The 18293-nt window shown below is 52.9% G+C and carries 19 protein-coding genes; 16 read left to right on the top strand and 3 right to left on the bottom strand.

The genetic code is table 11. The features are described 5' to 3' along the window. The first annotated feature begins 12 nt into the window (after positions 1–12). The 5 genes from OGX86_RS17945 to OGX86_RS17965 all read left to right on the top strand — a co-directional run bounded on the left by OGX86_RS17945 (position 13) and on the right by OGX86_RS17965 (position 5052). Positions 13–132, top strand: a complete 120-nt coding sequence (locus OGX86_RS17945; protein ID WP_001397628.1) for a GpE family phage tail protein — start codon at positions 13–15, stop codon at positions 130–132. Next, positions 125–3190 (top strand): phage tail tape measure protein, encoded by a 3066-nt coding sequence (locus tag OGX86_RS17950; protein ID WP_046669937.1) that lies wholly within the window; start codon positions 125–127, stop codon positions 3188–3190. The genes OGX86_RS17945 and OGX86_RS17950 overlap by 8 nt, the downstream gene beginning before the upstream one ends. Then, positions 3187–3672 carry a phage tail protein gene (locus tag OGX86_RS17955; protein ID WP_046669938.1) on the top strand — a complete coding sequence of 162 codons (486 nt, stop codon included), beginning with the start codon at positions 3187–3189 and terminating at the stop codon, positions 3670–3672. The genes OGX86_RS17950 and OGX86_RS17955 overlap by 4 nt, the downstream gene beginning before the upstream one ends. Beyond that, a complete protein-coding gene (locus tag OGX86_RS17960) occupies positions 3669–4769 on the top strand; it encodes a phage late control D family protein (RefSeq protein WP_046669939.1) in 1101 nt (366 codons plus the stop codon). Before OGX86_RS17955 ends, OGX86_RS17960 begins: the two co-directional genes overlap by 4 nt. A 67-nt stretch (positions 4770–4836) precedes the next feature. Then, a complete protein-coding gene (locus tag OGX86_RS17965) occupies positions 4837–5052 on the top strand; it encodes an ogr/Delta-like zinc finger family protein (RefSeq protein WP_072053662.1) in 216 nt (71 codons plus the stop codon). Between the two features lie 288 nt (positions 5053–5340). Here the strand turns inward: OGX86_RS17965 and OGX86_RS17970 are convergent, their stop codons facing one another. Beyond that, positions 5341–7026 (bottom strand): aspartate:alanine antiporter, encoded by a 1686-nt coding sequence (locus tag OGX86_RS17970; protein ID WP_003831652.1) that lies wholly within the window; start codon positions 7024–7026, stop codon positions 5341–5343. Between the two features lie 269 nt (positions 7027–7295). Here OGX86_RS17970 and OGX86_RS17975 point away from each other — a divergent pair, with 269 nt between their 5' ends. Then, positions 7296–7676 (top strand): inner membrane protein YbjM, encoded by a 381-nt coding sequence (locus tag OGX86_RS17975; RefSeq protein WP_003035356.1) that lies wholly within the window; start codon positions 7296–7298, stop codon positions 7674–7676. Positions 7677–7710: 34 nt separating this feature from the next. Here the strand turns inward: OGX86_RS17975 and OGX86_RS17980 are convergent, their stop codons facing one another. Next, positions 7711–7974, bottom strand: a complete 264-nt coding sequence (locus tag OGX86_RS17980; protein WP_008784241.1) for a GrxA family glutaredoxin — start codon at positions 7972–7974, stop codon at positions 7711–7713. A gap of 172 nt (positions 7975–8146) precedes the next feature. Here OGX86_RS17980 and OGX86_RS17985 point away from each other — a divergent pair, with 172 nt between their 5' ends. The 10 genes from OGX86_RS17985 (at position 8147) to rlmC (ending at position 17012) form a co-directional block, all read left to right on the top strand. Next, positions 8147–8437 (top strand): DUF1418 family protein, encoded by a 291-nt coding sequence (locus tag OGX86_RS17985; RefSeq protein ID WP_048214588.1) that lies wholly within the window; start codon positions 8147–8149, stop codon positions 8435–8437. Beyond that, a complete protein-coding gene (nfsA, locus tag OGX86_RS17990) occupies positions 8421–9143 on the top strand; it encodes a nitroreductase NfsA (protein ID WP_286640344.1) in 723 nt (240 codons plus the stop codon). The genes OGX86_RS17985 and nfsA overlap by 17 nt, the downstream gene beginning before the upstream one ends. Positions 9144–9202: 59 nt before the next feature. After that, positions 9203–10105, top strand: coding sequence for a 30S ribosomal protein S6--L-glutamate ligase (gene rimK, locus OGX86_RS17995; protein ID WP_048225909.1), 903 nt, complete (start codon positions 9203–9205; stop codon positions 10103–10105). Between the two features lie 90 nt (positions 10106–10195). Next, positions 10196–10672 carry a type III secretion system chaperone family protein gene (locus tag OGX86_RS18000; RefSeq protein ID WP_003831662.1) on the top strand — a complete coding sequence of 159 codons (477 nt, stop codon included), beginning with the start codon at positions 10196–10198 and terminating at the stop codon, positions 10670–10672. A gap of 433 nt (positions 10673–11105) precedes the next feature. Next, the gene (gene potF, locus OGX86_RS18005; protein WP_136391668.1) at positions 11106–12218 is read left to right on the top strand and encodes a spermidine/putrescine ABC transporter substrate-binding protein PotF; all 1113 of its coding nucleotides are present in this window, start codon (positions 11106–11108) and stop codon (positions 12216–12218) included. A 138-nt stretch (positions 12219–12356) separates the two neighbouring features. Further along, positions 12357–13490: a putrescine ABC transporter ATP-binding subunit PotG gene (gene potG, locus OGX86_RS18010; protein WP_286640345.1), complete on the top strand. Its 1134-nt coding sequence runs from the start codon at positions 12357–12359 to the stop codon at positions 13488–13490. 9 nt (positions 13491–13499) lie between these two features. Continuing rightward, on the top strand, positions 13500–14453 hold the full coding sequence (gene potH / locus OGX86_RS18015; protein WP_003831667.1) for a putrescine ABC transporter permease PotH: 954 nt from the start codon (positions 13500–13502) through the stop codon (positions 14451–14453). Continuing rightward, positions 14450–15295: a putrescine ABC transporter permease PotI gene (potI, locus tag OGX86_RS18020; protein ID WP_008784246.1), complete on the top strand. Its 846-nt coding sequence runs from the start codon at positions 14450–14452 to the stop codon at positions 15293–15295. The genes potH and potI overlap by 4 nt, the downstream gene beginning before the upstream one ends. A 59-nt stretch (positions 15296–15354) precedes the next feature. Beyond that, complete coding sequence (locus OGX86_RS18025) at positions 15355–15843, top strand: YbjO family protein (RefSeq protein WP_003035378.1); 489 nt, start codon at positions 15355–15357, stop codon at positions 15841–15843. 41 nt (positions 15844–15884) lie between these two features. Beyond that, the gene (gene rlmC, locus OGX86_RS18030) at positions 15885–17012 is read left to right on the top strand and encodes a 23S rRNA (uracil(747)-C(5))-methyltransferase RlmC (RefSeq protein WP_191213037.1); all 1128 of its coding nucleotides are present in this window, start codon (positions 15885–15887) and stop codon (positions 17010–17012) included. 90 nt (positions 17013–17102) lie between these two features. On the opposite strand, the gene OGX86_RS18035 is transcribed toward rlmC, so the two are convergent. Continuing rightward, positions 17103–18155, bottom strand: coding sequence for a LacI family DNA-binding transcriptional regulator (locus OGX86_RS18035; protein WP_136391671.1), 1053 nt, complete (start codon positions 18153–18155; stop codon positions 17103–17105). Positions 18156–18293: the final 138 nt, after the last annotated feature.

The raw sequence follows: 18293 nt of genomic DNA on the forward strand, positions 1-18293 counted from the left end.
ATTGATGACCTGGTGGCGGATATCGCCACCATCTTTCACTGGTCGCCGTCCATCACTGACGTTATGCCGCTGACAGAGGTGCTGGAGTGGCGGCATAAAGCGATTCAGAGAAGCGGGGCCAGCGATGAGTGACAATAACCTGCGTCTGCAGGTGATTCTGAATGCGGTTGACAAGCTCACCCGCCCATTTCGATCCGCGCAGGCCAGCTCAAAAGAGCTGGCTGCCGCCATTCAGCAAAGCCGCGCCCGGCTGAAAGAGTTAGATTCTCAGGCGGGCAGAATTGATGGCTTCCGTAAGGCCAGCGCGCAGCTGGCAGTCACAGGTAACAGCCTTAAAGCCGCCCGCGAAGAAGCGGCAAAACTCGCCACGCAGTTTACTGCGACCAACCGCCCGACGGCAGCTCAGGCCAGGCTGCTTGAGCAGGCTAAAAATCGCGTCACCGATTTACAGGGAAAATATAACGGGCTGCGTCAGTCAGTGCAGCGTCAGCGCCTTGCGCTGAATGAGGCAGGGCTTGATACAAAGAAACTGAGCAGCGCACAGCGTGAGCTACGGCAGAACGCCGATGAAACCCGACTGGCACTGGAACGACAGCAAAAATCCCTGAAACGCCTGGGTGAACAGCAGGCGAGAATGAATGCGGTTCGTGATCAGTATTCGCGCCGTCTTGAGGTTCGGGATCGTATAGCCGGAGCCGGAGCCACCACCACCGCTGCCGGGCTGGCAATGGGTGCGCCGGTTATGGCTGCAGTGAAAAGCTACGCCAGCATGGAAGATGCCATGAAAGGCGTGGCAAAGCAGGTAAACGGGCTGCGGGACGATAACGGCAACCGTACAAAACAGTTTTATGACATGCAGGATGCCATTAAGGCTGCCAGTGAGCAGCTGCCGATGGAGAATGGCGCTATAGACTATGCCGCGCTGGTTGAAGGGGGCGCGCGCATGGGCGTGACCAACCAGGACGATCCTTACGAAGACCAGAAACGTGACCTGCTGGCCTTTGCATCCACGGCGGCAAAAGCTGCAACGGCCTTTGAGCTGCCCGCCGATGAGCTGGCGGAAGGATTGGGGAAAATCGCGCAGCTCTATAAAGTGCCGACGCGCAATATTGAACAACTGGGCGATGCGCTGAACTACCTGGACGATAACGCCATGTCAAAGGGTGGGGACATTATCAACGTCCTGCAGCGTATGGGGGGCGTGGCTGACCGCCTTGACTTCCGAAAGGCTGCTGCGCTGGGTTCAACATTCCTTTCTCTTGGGGCTGCCCCGGAAATTGCCGCCAGCGCCTCTAATGCCATGGTGCGTGAACTGTCCATTGCCACCATGCAAAGTAAGCGCTTCTTTGAAGGTATGAACCTGCTGAAACTCAATCCTGCGGAGATTGAAAAGCAGATGACTACCGATGCCATGGGCACCATTCAGCGGGTTCTGGAGAAGGTCAACAATCTGCCGCAGGATAAACGCCTGTCAGCCATGACAATGATTTTTGGTAAAGAGTTTGGCGATGATGCGGCAAAGCTGGCTAACAACCTGCCGGAGCTGCAGCGTCAGCTGAAACTCACATCAGGCAGTGGTGCTAATGGCTCGATGCAGAAAGAATCCGACATTAACAAGGATTCATTGTCTGCGCAGTGGTTGCTGGTTAAGACTGGCGCGCAAAACGCTTTCAGCAGTCTGGGGGAAACGTTGCGCCAGCCGCTGATGGATATTATGGGCATGGTTAAGGGCGTGACCGGGGCGCTGCGTCGCTGGGTGGAGCAGAATCCCGTGCTGGCTGGCACGCTGATGAAAGTGGCGGCGGCTACGGCGGCTGTCACTGTCGGGCTGGGTACACTTGCCGTGGCAGTGGCTGCTGTGCTGGGGCCGATTGCGGTGATTCGGTTTGGCCTGTCTGTGCTGGGTGTCAAAACATTACCTTCCGTTGCTGCAGCGGTAACACGTACTGGCGGTGCCCTGTCATGGCTGGCAGGTGCGCCACTTTCCCTGTTGCGTCGGGGTATGGCGTCATCCGGTGGCAGTGTCGGGTTGCTGAGTGCCCCGCTTAATTCCCTGCGTCGCTCAGCCGGAATAGCGGGTAATGCACTGAAAACGGTGGCAGGTGCGCCGCTAGCCGTGTTCCGTGCCGGTACGTCAGGCATCCGTAATATTATCGGTATGGTGATGAACCCGCTGGCGGCGTTGCGGGGTGGGCTGACAGCTACCGGTGGCGTATTGCGTTTTCTTGTTTCTGGTCCGCTGGCATTACTTCGCGGCGCGCTATTTGGTATTTCCGGCTTGCTGGGTGCGCTGCTCAGCCCGATAGGGCTGGTTGTGGCTGCGCTGGCTGGTGTGGCGCTGGTTGTGTGGAAATACTGGCAGCCCATCAGTGCATTTCTGGGGGGCGTGGTGGAAGGGTTCAAAGCCGCTGCTGCACCCATCAGCGCCGCCTTTGAGCCGCTCAGACCCGTGTTTCAGTGGATTGGTGACAGGGTGCAGGCATTGTGGGGCTGGTTCAGTGATTTGCTGACCCCGGTTAAATCCACTTCCGAAGAACTGAACAGCGCAGCTGCAATGGGGCGCCGGTTTGGTGAGGCGCTGGCGGAAGGTCTGAATAGGGTGATGCACCCGCTGGAGTCTCTTAAATCCGGTGTGTCATGGCTACTGGAAAAGCTCGGTATTGTCAGTAAGGAGGCGGCAAAGGCGAAACTGCCTGCGCAGGTCACGCAGCCGCAATCCGCCACGGTGAACAGTGACGGCAAAGTGGTGCTGCCGCCAGGCGGGTTCCCGGCTTACGCAGGGATGTACGACACGGGCGGGATCATTCCACGCGGGCAGTTTGGCATTGTTGGAGAAAATGGCCCTGAAATTGTGAACGGACCGGCAAATGTCACCAGCAGGCGGCGTACTGCTGCGCTTGCCTCTGTCGTTGCTGGCGTGATGGGGGGAGCTGCGACACCTGCAGAAGCGGCTCCGCTTCATCCGTTCAGTCTGCCTGCGAGGGCATACCAGACGCAGCCAGTGAAGGCTGACAGCCCGCCGTCAGTTATTCGTTATGAGATAAATGCGCCCATTCATATCGTCGCTCAGCCGGGACAGAGTGCGCAGGATATTGCCCGTGAAGTGGCACGCCAGCTTGACGAGCGGGAACGCAGGGCCAGGGCAAAAGCGCGCAGCAATTTCAGCGATCAGGGGGGATATGAATCATGATGATGGTGCTGGGCTTATATGTATTTATGCTGCGTACTGTCCCTTATCAGGAACTGCAGTATCAGCGCAGCTGGCGACATGCCGCCAACAGCCGGGTGAATCGCCGCCCGTCAACGCAGTTTCTTGGCCCGGATATTGATTCACTGACACTGTCCGGGGTTCTGCTGCCGGAAGTGACCGGAGGCAGGCTGTCATTACTGGCGCTGGAGTTGATGGCAGAGCAGGGTAAAGCCTGGCCTTTGATTGAAGGCAGCGGAACCATTTACGGCATGTTTGTTATTGAGAGTCTGAGCCAGACAAAGACGGAGTTTTTTGCCAGCGGTATGCCCAGGCGCATTGAGTTTACGATCACCCTTAAACGGGTTGATGAATCGCTGTCTGACATGTTCGGGAGCCTGAGTGACCAGCTCAGCAACCTGCAGGACTCTGCTGCCTCTGCGATTGGGGGGATTAAGAACACCGTAGGAGGATTGCTGCAGTGAACGTTAATTCTGATCTTCTGAATCTGAACAGCAAAAGCCCGGCTTTCAGTATCGTCATTGAAGGTAAGGACGTGACGACCGTGCTGGATACCCGCCTGATGAGTCTGACGCTGACCGATAACCGGGGCTTTGAAGCGGACCAGCTTGATCTGGAGCTGGACGACGCCGACGGGCTGATCGCCCTGCCGCGACGTGGGGCAGTGATTCAGCTGGCGCTGGGCTGGAAAGGCCAGCCGCTTTTCCCTAAAGGGGCTTTTACTGTGGATGAAATTGAACACAGCGGTGCCCCTGACCGGCTGACCATCCGGGCGCGTAGCGCAGATTTCCGTGAAACCCTCAATACACGGCGCGAAAAATCATGGCATCAGACAACGGTGGGGGAGGTGGTAAAGGAAATAGCCGCCCGGCATAACCTCAAAATGGCGCTGGGTAAAGACCTGACGGATAAGGCGCTGGATCATCTGGACCAGACCAATGAAAGCGATGCAAGTTTTCTGATGAAACTGGCGAGACAGTATGGGGCGATTGCTTCCGTTAAGGACGGGAATCTGCTGTTTATCCGGCAGGGACAGGGAAGAACGGCGAGCGGCAAGCCGCTGCCGGTTATCACCATCACGCGCAAAGCCGGTGACGGTCATCGGTTCACCCTTGCTGATCGTGGTGCCTATACCGGTGTTATTGCCAGCTGGTTGCATACGCGTGAACCCAGGAAAAAAGAGACAACCAGTGTTAAGCGTCGTCGAAAGAAAACCACCACACCCAAAGAGCCGGAAGCAAAACAGGGCGATTATCTGGTGGGAACGGATGAAAACGTGCTGGTTCTTAATCGTACCTACGCCAACCGGAGCAATGCAGAGCGCGCAGCAAAAATGCAGTGGGAACGTCTGCAGCGTGGGGTTGCTTCATTTTCCCTGCAGCTCGCTGAGGGGCGGGCTGATCTCTATACGGAAATGCCGGTGAAGGTGACGGGGTTTAAGCAGCCGATCGATGATGCAGAATGGACCATTACCACCCTGACGCATTCTGTCAGCCCGGATAATGGATTTACGACCAGCATGGAGCTTGAAGTAAAAATAGATGAGTTCGCAATGGAATGATTAGTTCCAAATTGCGAACAATGATGTATCATTATTGCGAACTGGTTAATAATGAGGGCTGATTATTATGATGAATTGTCCTATGTGCGGGCAGGCTGCACATACCCGAAGCAGCTTCCAGGTTTCCAATGAAACCAAAGAACGCTACAACCAGTGCACTAACATCGAGTGCGGGCATACTTTCGTGACGCATGAGACTTTTGTGCGATCAGTATGCCGGCCGCAAAAAATCAGCGCCGCACCGCCACATCCGCAAGGAATGCAGGAACAATTAGCCTACTGATATTGACCCGCCGCTGGCGGGTTTTTTATTGATTGCTGTCGCCATAACAAAAGCGCTGCCGCCACTTTGTCGCCACACATGAAGAAGAAGTTATCTAAGTGGTTGATTGGAAAGGGGATGAATTTCAGGCAACAAAAAACCCATCAACCTTGAACCAAAATGGCGGGGTTGATGGGCTCCACAAATTGGGGACATCAAAGAAAAGCAGTGGCAATAGTTATGACTGACGCCTTGAAGAAAAGTTCTGCTTACCTGCAAAAATTTTTCAATTAAGGGAAAATTTCAGCGCTAACCAAGGCCAGGCCAGACAATGACGATGAGTGTCCCCGCTAATGTCAGAAGAACGTTAGCAATCGCGTAAGTCCCGGCATAGCCTAACGCAGGGATGTTGCTGCGTGCGGTGTCGCTGATGATTTCCATTGCTGGAGCACAGGTACGTGCGCCCATCATGGCACCAAACAGCAGGGCACGGTTCATGCGCAATACGTAAGCACCAAACAAGAAACAGATGACAACCGGAACCAGGCTGACTACCAGACCGGCAATCAACATTTGACCACCGACGGCACCCAAGCCATTACCAATGCCACTGCCTGCGCTTAAACCGACGCCTGCCATGAATACCATCAGGCCAAACTCTTTCACCATATTCAGCGCACCCTGTGGGATATAGCCAAATGTGGGGTGGTTGGCTCGCAGGAAGCCCAGCATGATCCCAGCGAACAGCAGTCCAGCCGCATTCCCGATGCCGAAGCTGAAATTACTGAACTGGAAGGTGATCATCCCGATCATCAGACCGATGATAAAGAAGGCGCAGAAGGCCAGCAGATCGGTCACCTGACTGTGAATGGAAATGAAGCCGATACGATCGGCAATGGTTTTCACGCGACGAGCATCACCGCTGACCTGCAACACGTCGCCTTTATTGAGTACGACGTTGTCATCAATAGGCATTTCAATCTGGCTGCGGATCACGCGGTTCAGGAAACAACCGTGGTCGGTCAGTTTCAACTGGGCCAGGCGACGACCAACGGCATTGTGGTTTTTCACCACAATTTCTTCAGTGACGATGCGCATATCGAGCAGATCGCGATCGAACACCTCTTTACCGTTACGGAAGCTGGGATCGAGGCGAGCATGGGCGTCCGGATAACCCACCAGGGCTATCTCATCGCCCATTTGCAACACCGCATCACCATCCGGGTTGGCCAGAATGCCGTTGCGACGGATGCGTTCAATGTAACAACCGGTCTGGCGATAAATACCCAGTTCGCGCAGATTCTTACCATCAGCCCATGCCACCAGCTCCGGGCCCACGCGGTACGCGCGGATCACCGGCAGATAAACCTTACGGTTGGCGTCAGTGTCCAGACCACGCTCACGTGCAATTTGTTGGGCGCTGGTTTGCAGGTCCTGATGCTGAAGTTTCGGCAGGTAGCGCGCACCGACAATCAGACTGACCAGTCCAATCAAATAGGTGAGGGCGTAACCCAGGCTCAGGTTATCGAGAGCGCTTGAAAGTTGTGTCCCTGTCATTCCTGAATGGCGCAAGGTATCACCCGCGCCGACCAGCACCGGCGTTGAGGTCATCGAGCCAGCCAGCATACCCGCCGTCAGGCCGATATCCCAGCCAAATAGCTTACCCAGCCCCAGCGCGATCAGCATTGCGCTACCGACCATCACCAGGGCAAGCATTAGATAATTTTTCCCATCGCGAAAAAAAATCGAAAAAAAGTTGGGACCGGCTTCGACGCCGACGCAAAAAATAAACAGCATAAAGCCGAGATTTAATGCATCGGTGTTAATACTAAAGTGCTGCTGACCTAATAATAGGGAGACCACTAAAACGCCAATGGAATTACCGAGTTGGACTGAACCCAGACGTAATTTGCCCAGACACAGGCCCAGAGCCAGGACCACAAATAATAACAGGATGTAATTCCCATTTAACAAATCTGCGACGTTTATATTCACGGAGACTAACTTCTTGTTTACTAGTAAGCTATTGAAAGAAATGGCAATTTACGCTAATGTTTTTGCCAGAAATTAAGGGGCGATAGCATCGTACACAGCCCCGAATAATGCAGCATAACAATATATGCGGTTAGTTTAATCTCATTACGTATCAACGGCTATAAGAATCGTGTGGGTGTGTTTTTGGCATGGAATGCCGAGTTACTTTATCTGACTGGACGCCTGCGGGCGAAAAGAGTGTTCGATAGAGAATGTGTCAGGAGGAACGATTGAAACATAAGCAAAGTTGGGCGAGTGCGGTCTGCTGCTTTGTGCTCTTTATTGTGGTGTGTCTTTCATTAACGCTGAACGTGAAAGGGGCATTCAGAGCGGCAGGGCATCCTGAGGTCGGATTGTTGTTTTTTATCTTACCTGGTGCAGCAGCAAGCTTTTTTTCCCATCGTCGGGAAGTGCTCAAACCCCTGCTTGGTGCAATGTTGGCGGCGCCGTGCTGCCTGTTACTGATGCGGTTCGTTTTTATGCCGACGCGTTCATTGTGGCAAGAGCTGGCGTGGTTGTTTAGTGCGGTGTTTTGGTGCGCGCTTGGCGCATTATGTTTTTTATTTATCAGTAGCTTATTCAATCAGCATCAACGGCGGAAAAAGAACTGATGACGCCCTCAAGGTGAGGGCGTAGAAACCGCTATCAGGCGAACAGATTCATGTTCTCTTTTGCCCAAGCTTCAAAATCCGTGCAGCCGCCGATGTGTTTTTGATCGACAAAAATCTGCGGAACGGTTTCAACTGGCTTACCTACCGTCTTTTCCAGATCTGCTTTGGTAATTCCTTCAGCATGGATATCAATGTAGCGGAAGTTAAAATCTTCATGCTCACTGCTTAATTTTTCTGCTAATTCTTTTGCGCGCACGCAATACGGGCACCCTGGGCGACCAAAAATAACGGCAAACATCTCTTTCTCCTCGAACTTATCAGGCCGGATGGCAATACTTGTTATGATGCCGCGATTTGTGACGGATGGAAAGCAGGTTCAGCCTGTTGCTTTGATATCCTCAAGCTATATCTGTTAAACACGGCAAGCCGGAACGTTTTATAATGGAAGCCATTTCGCCGGGAGGCCGCGTATGCGCACAATTGGTGTATTACCCAAAAGCGTATTGATGCTGGAAATAATTGGGATGGTTTTGTTATCGCTGGCGCTGCTATCGCTTAACGATTACCTCACCTTGCCCGCACCGCTTAACAGCCCGTTAGCCTGCGTGGTGATGATATTTCTGGGCATACTGCTGATGCTCCCTGCTGCGGTGGCGTTGATGTGGCGTGTTGCTCAATTGCTGGCACCGCAACTGATGTCTCGCGCACCCGGTGATTCAACTGATTCAGACAGAGACAAAAGAGATGACTCCAACCATTGATTTACTTCGCAGCCACCGTTCCATTCGCCATTTTACTGATGATGCCATTTCGGATGCACAGCGTGAGGCGATTATTGCCGCCGCTCAGGGAACGTCAAGCTCCAGTTTTCTACAGTGCACGACGATCGTTCGCATAACGGATAAATCCCTGCGTGAATCACTGGCTACCTTATCTGGCGGCCAAAAGCATGTGGCTCAGGCCGCTGAGTTCTGGGTGTTTTGCGCTGATTTTAACCGTCATATGCAGATTTGCCCTGACGCGCAACTTGGGCTGGCGGAACAGCTGCTGCTGGGCGTGGTTGATACTGCAATGATGGCGCAAAATGCATTGACGGCGGCAGAGTCGCTGGGACTTGGCGGCGTGTTTATTGGCGGTTTGCGTAACAATATTGAGCCGGTCACCGAACTGCTGAAGCTTCCGCAACATGTTCTGCCGCTCTTTGGATTGTGCCTCGGCTGGCCTGCGGATAACCCGGATATCAAGCCGCGGCTGCCCGCGTCGCTTGTGGTGCATGAAAACCAATACCAGCCACTCAACAGCGATGTTTTGGCGCAATATGATGAGCAGCTCGCGCAGTACTATCTGACCCGAGGAAGCAATACCCGTCGCGACACCTGGAGCGATCATATTCGCCGTACCATCATTAAAGAAAGTCGCCCCTTTATCCTGGAATATTTGCATAAACAGGGATGGGCCACGCGCTAAAGATTTTAACCCAGTGTATGATACGCCAGCTTTTACCAGGTCATTCAGAGAGGTGCAGGGTGAAAATTGCCATTTTGTCCCGGGACGGAACGCTCTATTCTTGTAAACGCCTGCGTGAAGCGGCGATGCAGCGCGGTCACCTGGTTGAAGTTATCGATCCCCTTTCTTGCTATATGAACATCAGCCCGGCGGCATCCTCTATTCATTACAAGGGCCGTCAGCTTCCCCATTTCGACGCGGTGATCCCGCGGATTGGTTCCGCGATTACCTTTTATGGGACGGCGGCGCTGCGCCAGTTTGAGATGCTGGGTAGCTATCCGTTGAATGAATCGGTAGCGATTACGCGAGCGCGCGATAAGCTGCGTTCGCTACAACTGCTGGCGCGTCAGGGAATTGATTTACCCATCACCGGAATTGCTCACTCTCCGGACGATACCAGCGACATGATTGACATGGTTGGCGGTGCGCCGTTGGTGGTGAAACTGGTTGAAGGCACCCAGGGGATCGGCGTGGTGCTGGCGGAAACGCGGCAGGCTGCAGAAAGCGTGGTAGATGCCTTTCGTGGGGTGAATGCCCATATCCTGGTTCAGGAATATATCAAAGAAGCGAAGGGGCGGGATATCCGCTGTTTCGTGGTGGGCGATGAAGTAGTGGCCGCCATTGAACGACGTGCTAAAGAGGGCGATTTTCGATCTAATCTCCATCGCGGTGGGGTGGCGACTATTGCGAATATCACGCCGCGCGAAAGAAAAATTGCGCTCAAAGCCGCTCAGACCATGGGGCTGGATGTTGCAGGTGTTGATATTCTGCGTGCAGAACGTGGGCCGCTGGTCATGGAGGTTAACGCATCTCCGGGTCTGGAAGGGGTCGAGAAAACCACCGGGATAGACATTGCCGGCAAGATGATCCAGTGGATCGAGCGCCATGCTACGCCTGAATTTTGTCTTAAAATCGGCGGCTAAACACAATATCGATTGCGATCGTGGTATGACACGCTCTTTTTGCGTAAGCTGTGCCGGTATTTTTTTCATCAATAGAGGTCGCACATTATTATGACATCACTGGTCGTTCCCACTCTGGATACGTTGCGTCAATGGCTCGACGACCTGGGCATGAGTTTTTTTGAATGCGATACCTGTCAGGCGCTGCACTTGCCACACATGCAGAATTTTGACGGCATCTTTGATGCAAAAGTTGATTTGGTCGATAACGTCATTCTGTTTTCTGCGATGGCGGAAGTCAGACCTTCTGCATTGCTGCCACTGGCAGCCGATCTGTCTGCGATCAATGCCAGTTCACTGACTGTGAAAGCGTTTCTGGATATGCAGGATGATAATCTGCCAAAGCTGGTGGTTTGCCAGTCTTTATCCGTTACGCCGGGCGTAACGTTTGAGCAGTTTGAATGTTTTGTTCGCCAGAGCGAAGAGCAAATATCGATGGTGATCCTCGAAGCCGGAGCGCATCAGCTGTTATTTAATGCTGAAGAAGATGCGCAAAACAGCACCGCTGAAATTCATTTCCTCCATTAATTCTTCCTGAATCTGGACATATATTGCGCAGCCGCTGCCAGAGCGGTTGCGTATTGCCTGTTTTTATTCTGCATTTAACCTTTCATTAAAGAATTATTCACCTCGATTCAGCGCCTTCCGCTTTATGTCATAGACAATTCTTGCATAAAAAATTGATAAAAGACGTTTTTTAATCTGGGCTATATCCACAATTCCTGGCTAAAGTTATTCTTGCGAAGCTTACCAACGTCATCATTTAAACAACCCCTTGTGACCTGACCTGTGGCCACAATGTGTGTTGAATGCATCGGCGGATGCCAGCGAGCAACAGCGGCATGAGGAGAGGTCTCTCTTTTCATCGGTGCCGCATGAAAGAATATGCACGTTTCTTGCATATCATTAGAGTGTGACATTTTTGTTCGTTTGTTAACGAACTTTCAGAAGGAAAGAGATTATGACCGCCTTAAATAAAAAATGGTTATCAGGCCTGGTTGCGGGCGCTCTGATGGCTATCTCTGCCGGTACGCTCGCTGCTGAACAAAAAACGCTGCATATTTATAACTGGTCTGATTATATTGCCCCGGATACGGTGGCTAATTTTGAAAAAGAGACCGGAATTAAGGTTATCTATGACGTATTTGATTCCAATGAAGTGCTGGAAGGTAAGCTCATGGCTGGCAGTACCGGCTTTGACCTTGTTGTTCCATCCGCCAGTTTCCTTGAGCGTCAACTGACTGCAGGCGTCTTTCAGCCGCTGGATAAGAGCAAATTGCCGGGCTGGAAAAACCTCGATCCTGAACTGCTAAAGCTGGTGGGTAAACACGATCCGGACAACAAGTTTGCGATGCCGTACATGTGGGCCACGACCGGCATTGGCTATAACGTGGATAAAGTCAAAGCGGTGCTGGGGCCGGATGCGCCGGTTGATAGCTGGGATTTGATCCTTAAGCCAGAGAATCTGGAAAAACTCAAAAGCTGCGGCGTCTCTTTCCTTGATGCTCCCGAAGAGGTGTTCGCCACGGTGCTGAATTATTTGGGTAAAGACCCAAACAGTACCAAAGCGGATGATTACACCGGGCCGGCAACGGATCTGCTGCTAAAACTGCGTCCGAATATTCGCTATTTCCACTCCTCGCAGTACATCAACGACCTGGCAAACGGTGATACCTGCGTCGCGATCGGCTGGGCCGGGGACGTATGGCAGGCAGCAAACCGTGCGAAAGAAGCGAAAAATGGCGTCAATATCTCATTCTCCATTCCTAAAGAAGGTGCAATGGCGTTCTTTGACGTGTTCGCGATGCCAGCCGATGCGAAAAACAAAGATGAAGCCTATCAGTTCCTCAATTACCTGCTGCGCCCTGATGTGATTGCGCATATCTCCGACCACGTGTTTTATGCCAATGCCAACAAAGAAGCGACGGCTCTGGTCAGCCCTGAAGTTCGTGACAACCCGGGTATCTACCCGCCTGCAGATGTTCGCGCCAAGCTGTTCACACTGAAAGTACAGGATCCGAAGATCGATCGTGTACGTACCCGCGCATGGACGAAGGTAAAAAGCGGGAAATAAACCGATGTTTGGGACATGACCCGGCAGGATTTTTGCCTGCCGGGCAGCGTTGAACCCGGACACATATAACCCGGCAATACGCACCGTTATGGTGCGTTATTTGCACCGTTTCTTTGTTTTATGCCGGAGAGCACCTGAGTGAATGATGCAACCCCACGCCCACAAGCGAAAATCCGCAAGGCGCTGACCCCGCTGCTTGAAATTCGCAATCTGACCAAGTCATTTGACGGTCAGCACGCCGTTGATGACGTCAATCTTACTATCTACAAAGGTGAAATATTTGCTCTGCTCGGCGCGTCCGGCTGTGGCAAATCGACTCTGCTACGGATGCTGGCGGGATTTGAACTGCCGACTACCGGGCAAATCATGCTGGATGGCGTCGATTTAGCGCATGTCCCGCCTTATCTGCGTCCGATTAATATGATGTTTCAGTCCTATGCCCTGTTTCCGCACATGACGGTGGAGCAGAACATTGCCTTTGGCCTCAAGCAGGACAAGCTGCCGAAGGCTGAAATCGCCAGTCGGGTGAATGAGATGCTGGGACTCGTGCATATGCAGGAGTTCTCCAAACGCAAACCGCACCAGCTTTCCGGCGGTCAGCGTCAGCGTGTGGCACTGGCGCGCAGCCTGGCAAAACGTCCAAAACTGCTGCTGCTGGATGAGCCGATGGGAGCGCTGGATAAAAAACTCCGAGACCGCATGCAACTGGAAGTGGTGGATATCCTCGAACGCGTCGGGGTGACCTGCGTGATGGTGACACACGATCAGGAAGAAGCCATGACGATGGCGGGACGTATTGCGATCATGAACCGTGGCAAATTTGTCCAGATCGGCGAGCCGGAAGAGATCTACGAACACCCGACTACGCGCTACAGCGCAGAGTTTATCGGTTCGGTAAACGTTTTTGAGGGACTGCTAAAAGAACGCCAGGAAGATGGCCTGGTGATTGAGTCTCCTGGACTGGTGCATCCGCTGAAAGTGGACGCCGATGCGTCTATTGTCGATAACGTCCCGGTATACGTTGCGCTGCGCCCGGAGAAAATCATGCTCTGCGAAGCCCCTCCGCCAGAGGGTTATAACTTCGCGGTAGGCGAAGTGGTACACATTGCCTATTTGGGCGATTTGTCGGTGTACCACGTACGTTTGAAAAGCGGCCAGATGTTGAGCGCCCAGCTACAAAATGAGCATCGTTATCGCAAGGGATTACCAACCTGGGGTGACGAAGTCCGTTTATGTTGGGATGCGGACAGCTGTGTGGTGTTGACGGTTTAAGGAGCGAAGATGAGTACACTTGAACCTCCGGCACGCGTGGATAAAGCAGGGCGATTCACGCTGTTTATGTCGCGGCTGCAAATGAAGCACGGGCGCAAGCTGGTGATCGCGCTGCCGTATGTGTGGCTGCTGCTCCTGTTTCTGCTGCCTTTTCTGATCGTCTTCAAAATCAGTTTGGCTGAAATGGCGCGCGCTATTCCTCCCTATACGGACCTCGTTTCATGGGCTGACGATCAGCTATCCATCACGCTCAACTTAGCCAACTTCCTGCAGTTAACGGACGATCCGCTCTATTTCGATGCCTACCTGCAATCGTTACAGGTGGCGGGAATTTCGACAATCTGTTGCCTGCTGCTGGGATACCCGCTGGCATGGGCCGTCGCGCACAGTAAACCCTCAACGCGTAATATTCTGCTGTTGCTGGTGATCCTGCCGTCCTGGACCTCGTTTTTAATTCGCGTATATGCCTGGATGGGGATCCTAAAAAACAACGGCGTGCTGAACAACTTCCTGATGTGGTTGGGCGTCATCGACCAACCGTTGACGATTTTGCACACCAATCTGGCGGTCTACATCGGTATTGTTTACGCCTATTTGCCCTTTATGGTGCTGCCGATTTATACCGCGCTGACCCGTATCGATTACTCGCTGGTGGAAGCGGCGCTGGATTTAGGTGCCCGGCCGCTGAAGACCTTCTTTAGCGTGATTGTGCCGTTGACCAAGGGCGGGATTATCGCCGGGTCAATGCTGGTATTTATTCCGGCTGTTGGCGAGTTTGTGATCCCGGAACTGTTGGGCGGCCCGGATAGCATCATGATTGGTCGCGTGCTGTGGCAGGAATTTTTCAATAACCGAGACTGGCCGGTGGCTTCTGCTGTCGCGATTATTATGCTGCTGCTACTGATTGTGCCGATCATGTGGTTCCACAAATATCAGCAAAAAAGCGTGGGGGAACACGGATGAATAACTTACCGGTCGTTCGCTCGCCGTGGCGTATTTTTATCCTGGTAGTGGGCTTTACCTTCCTGTACGCGCCGATGCTGATGTTGGTTATCTATTCGTTTAACAGCTCGAAGCTGGTGACGGTCTGGGCGGGGTGGTCAACACGTTGGTATGGCGAGCTTTTTCACGATAGCGCGATGATAAGCGCCGTCGGCATGAGTTTAACGATTGCTGCGGGTGCTGCGACGATGGCGGCAATCCTTGGCACCATCGCCGCCGTGGTAATGGTGCGCTTTGGTCGTTTTCGTGGTTCGAATGGTTTCGCTTTTATGATCACCGCGCCGCTGGTTATGCCAGATGTCATTACCGGTTTGTCGCTGCTGCTGCTGTTTGTAGCGTTGGCTCACGCCATCGGCTGGCCAGCGGATCGCGGTATGTTGACCATATGGCTGGCGCACGTCACTTTCTGTACGGCATATGTGGCGGTGGTGATTTCTTCACGTTTGCGCGAACTGGATCACTCCATTGAGGAAGCGGCGATGGATCTCGGCGCCACGCCGCTGAAGGTCTTTTTCGTCATCACCCTGCCGATGATTATGCCGGCCGTGATTTCCGGTTGGTTATTAGCCTTCACGCTGTCACTCGATGATCTGGTTATTGCCAGCTTTGTCTCTGGTCCTGGCGCCACAACGTTACCGATGTTGGTGTTCTCCAGCGTACGTATGGGGGTGAATCCGGAGATCAACGCCCTGGCGACGCTGATCCTTGGTGTGGTAGGAATTATCGGATTTATCGCGTGGTATCTGATGGCGCGAACAGAAAAACAACGGATCCGCGATATCCAACGTGCAAGACGCGGCTGAAAAAACTAAAATCTGCCAACCTGTCTATACGGCGCAGCTGTGGTGGCTGCGCCGTTTTCATGGAAGACGACGCGTTGGGATTTTTTAAGAAATCATCCACATCACATGCTCGCTTAAACGTCCCTGCTTTGGTGCAGGTGGCGGCGCTGGCTATTATCATGATCCGCTGTCTCGATCTGTTGATGATTTTTAATACGCTTGGGTTTCGTGGAACCAGTGAGTTTATTCATCGCAGTGTGCAGACCTGGAATTTGACGCTGGTGTTTCTGGGCAGTCTGGTGCTGCTATTTATCGAAATTTACTGCGCATTTTCGCTGGTAAAAGGACGGAACTGGGCACGCTGGATCTATCTGTTGACCCAGATTATCGCCAGCGTCTATCTGTGGGCTGCTTCGTTGGGCTACGGATATCCAGAATTGTTCAGCATTGCGGGGGAGTCCAGACGCGAAATCCTGCATACGCTGGTGATGCAAAAACTGCCGGATATGCTGGTATTGCTGCTGCTGTTTGTTCCTGCGTCCAGCAGGCGGTTCTTCCGTTTGCAATAACGTGTATAATCTTGGCCCCCGGTTAATTTGTAGGTCTTTGTATGCAGTGCGCACTATATGACGCCGAACGCTGCCGCTCCTGTCAGTGGATAACACAGCCTGTCGCCGATCAACTCTTCGAAAAAACAGCCGATCTGCAGAATCTGCTGGCCGAGTATCCGGTCGGAGAATGGTGCGCGCCGGTCAGTGGTCCGGAAAGCGCGTTTCGTAATAAAGCCAAAATGGTAGTCAGCGGCAGCGTGGAAAAACCGCTGCTGGGGATGCTGCATCGTGACGGTACGCCTGAGGATTTGTGCGACTGTCCGCTTTATCCTGAGTCTTTTGCGCCCGTATTTTCCGCGCTTAAGCCGTTTATCGCTCGGGCGGGGCTGACGCCCTATAACGTAGCGCGCAAACGCGGGGAACTGAAGTATCTGCTGTTAACGGAAAGTCGGTTTGACGGCGGTATGATGCTGCGTTTTGTCCTGCGTTCTGAAGCAAAATTAGCACAGCTGCGCGCGGCGCTCCCCTGGTTGCAGGCACAACTCCCACAGTTAAAAGTGATCACTGCCAATATTCAACCGGTGCATATGGCGATTATGGAAGGGGAGACAGAAATCTTCCTGACGGAACAACAGGCGCTGGCGGAACGCTTTAACGATGTGCCGTTGTGGATCCGCCCGCAGAGCTTCTTCCAGACTAACCCGGTGGTGGCGGGACAATTATATGCCACGGCGCGCGACTGGGTGCGCCAGCTTCCGGTTAATCACATGTGGGATCTGTTTTGCGGCGTAGGGGGTTTTGGTCTGCATTGCGCTACGCCGCAGATGAAACTGACGGGTATTGAAATCGCGCCAGAGGCGATTACCTGCGCGAAGCAGTCAGCGCAGGAGCTTGGGTTGCAGAATCTGCATTTTCAGGCGCTGGATTCAACTCAGTTTGCTACCGCTCAGGGCGAAGTACCGGACCTGGTGCTGGTGAATCCGCCGCGTCGCGGGATTGGAAAGCCGCTATGCGATTTTCTCTCCCGCATGGCACCGCGTTTTATCGTTTATTCCAGCTGTAATGCGCAAACCATGGCGAAGGATATTCGTGAGTTGCCTGGGTATCGCATTGAACGCGTCCAACTTTTCGATATGTTCCCACACACCGCGCACTATGAAGTGCTAACGCTGCTCAGCCGACAATAACTGCCATGCCTGATGGTGCTTCGCTTATCAGGCCTACAGAGATATGCAGGGCTGTAGGCAGGATGACAAATCAATAAATATATTAACGCATTACATTTTTCTGGTGCTCGCGCGAACTTGTAACGTTGATGGTAATTCAATGAATTTATCCGTCGAATTGCCAGCAAGGAGATCAAGTAACGTTTTTCCTGCGCGAGTTCCTGTTTCACTCCACGGGAACTCGACAGCAGTCAGAGAAGGTGAGCAAACTGCGGCAAGAGTACCACCACTCAAGCTTGCCAATGCCAGGGAGTTGGGCACTTTTTGTCCTGCACCGTGGCAGGCCATAATGCAGCCGCAGGCAATTTCATCAGATGTACAAATCAGCGCATCCAGCTCTGGCCAGGTGATACGAATATCTCCCAGCAGGTTTAAACCGGTCGTTATGCCTGCTGGTAGGTGAGAGGTCACCACGCGATGTGGGGAGTGGTTAACCGAGAGCATGGCGCTGTTCCAGCCGCTCAGCACCTGGCGAAACATAATGTTATTGGAGGCGGTGCAGAGCAAGCCGATATTTTTATATCCGCTCTGCGCAAGGGAGGTGACCAGCTTTTTAATGGCCGCAGCGTAGTCAACGCCGATACTGACCCAGCTAGCATCGCGATTAATAGCACCAATCTCAACCACCGGCACGCCGGTATTACTTATCATCTGCGAACAACTGCTGATGTTATCAATATTGAACTGAACAATCGCCGCCGGATTATAGGCGAGCATTTGTGCAAAGGCTTTTTCTTCGCTTTGTCCACCCTGGCCGGACTCGATAAACATCATGCTGTAGCCCTGGGTCGCGATCACCGTCTGTAGCGTTTCGGAGACGGCAAGAAATCCAGGGGAGGAAAAAGAAGGCACCACACCCATTACGAGACTGGAGTCAGCAGAGGCGAGGCTGCGGGCCTGCAGGTTTGGCACATAGCCCAACTCGTTCACCGCTGCTTCGATGCGGGTGCGTAGTTCAGGATTCACTTTTTCAGGCATACGTAATGCGCGCGACACGGTCATCGTGCTAACGCCGACAAGTTTTGCCACTTCGGCGAGCGTAATTTTGCCAGTGTTTTTCCTGCGTTTTTCTCGCGCGCTATCGTCCGCTTGTAACGTCTGCACTGATGTCCTCCTTTAGCCTGTCTGGGCTCCTATTGTAAATGATGTTTAGCGTTTTGCGCATTGCCCAACTGCAAAGTAATAATAAGTATGGTTAATGAAGTTAGCGGTAACAAGAATTTTAACATCACCATCGTGTTA

It is taken from the genome of Citrobacter sp. Cpo040, from assembly GCF_030332915.1.
Lineage (GTDB): Bacteria > Pseudomonadota > Gammaproteobacteria > Enterobacterales > Enterobacteriaceae > Citrobacter > Citrobacter portucalensis.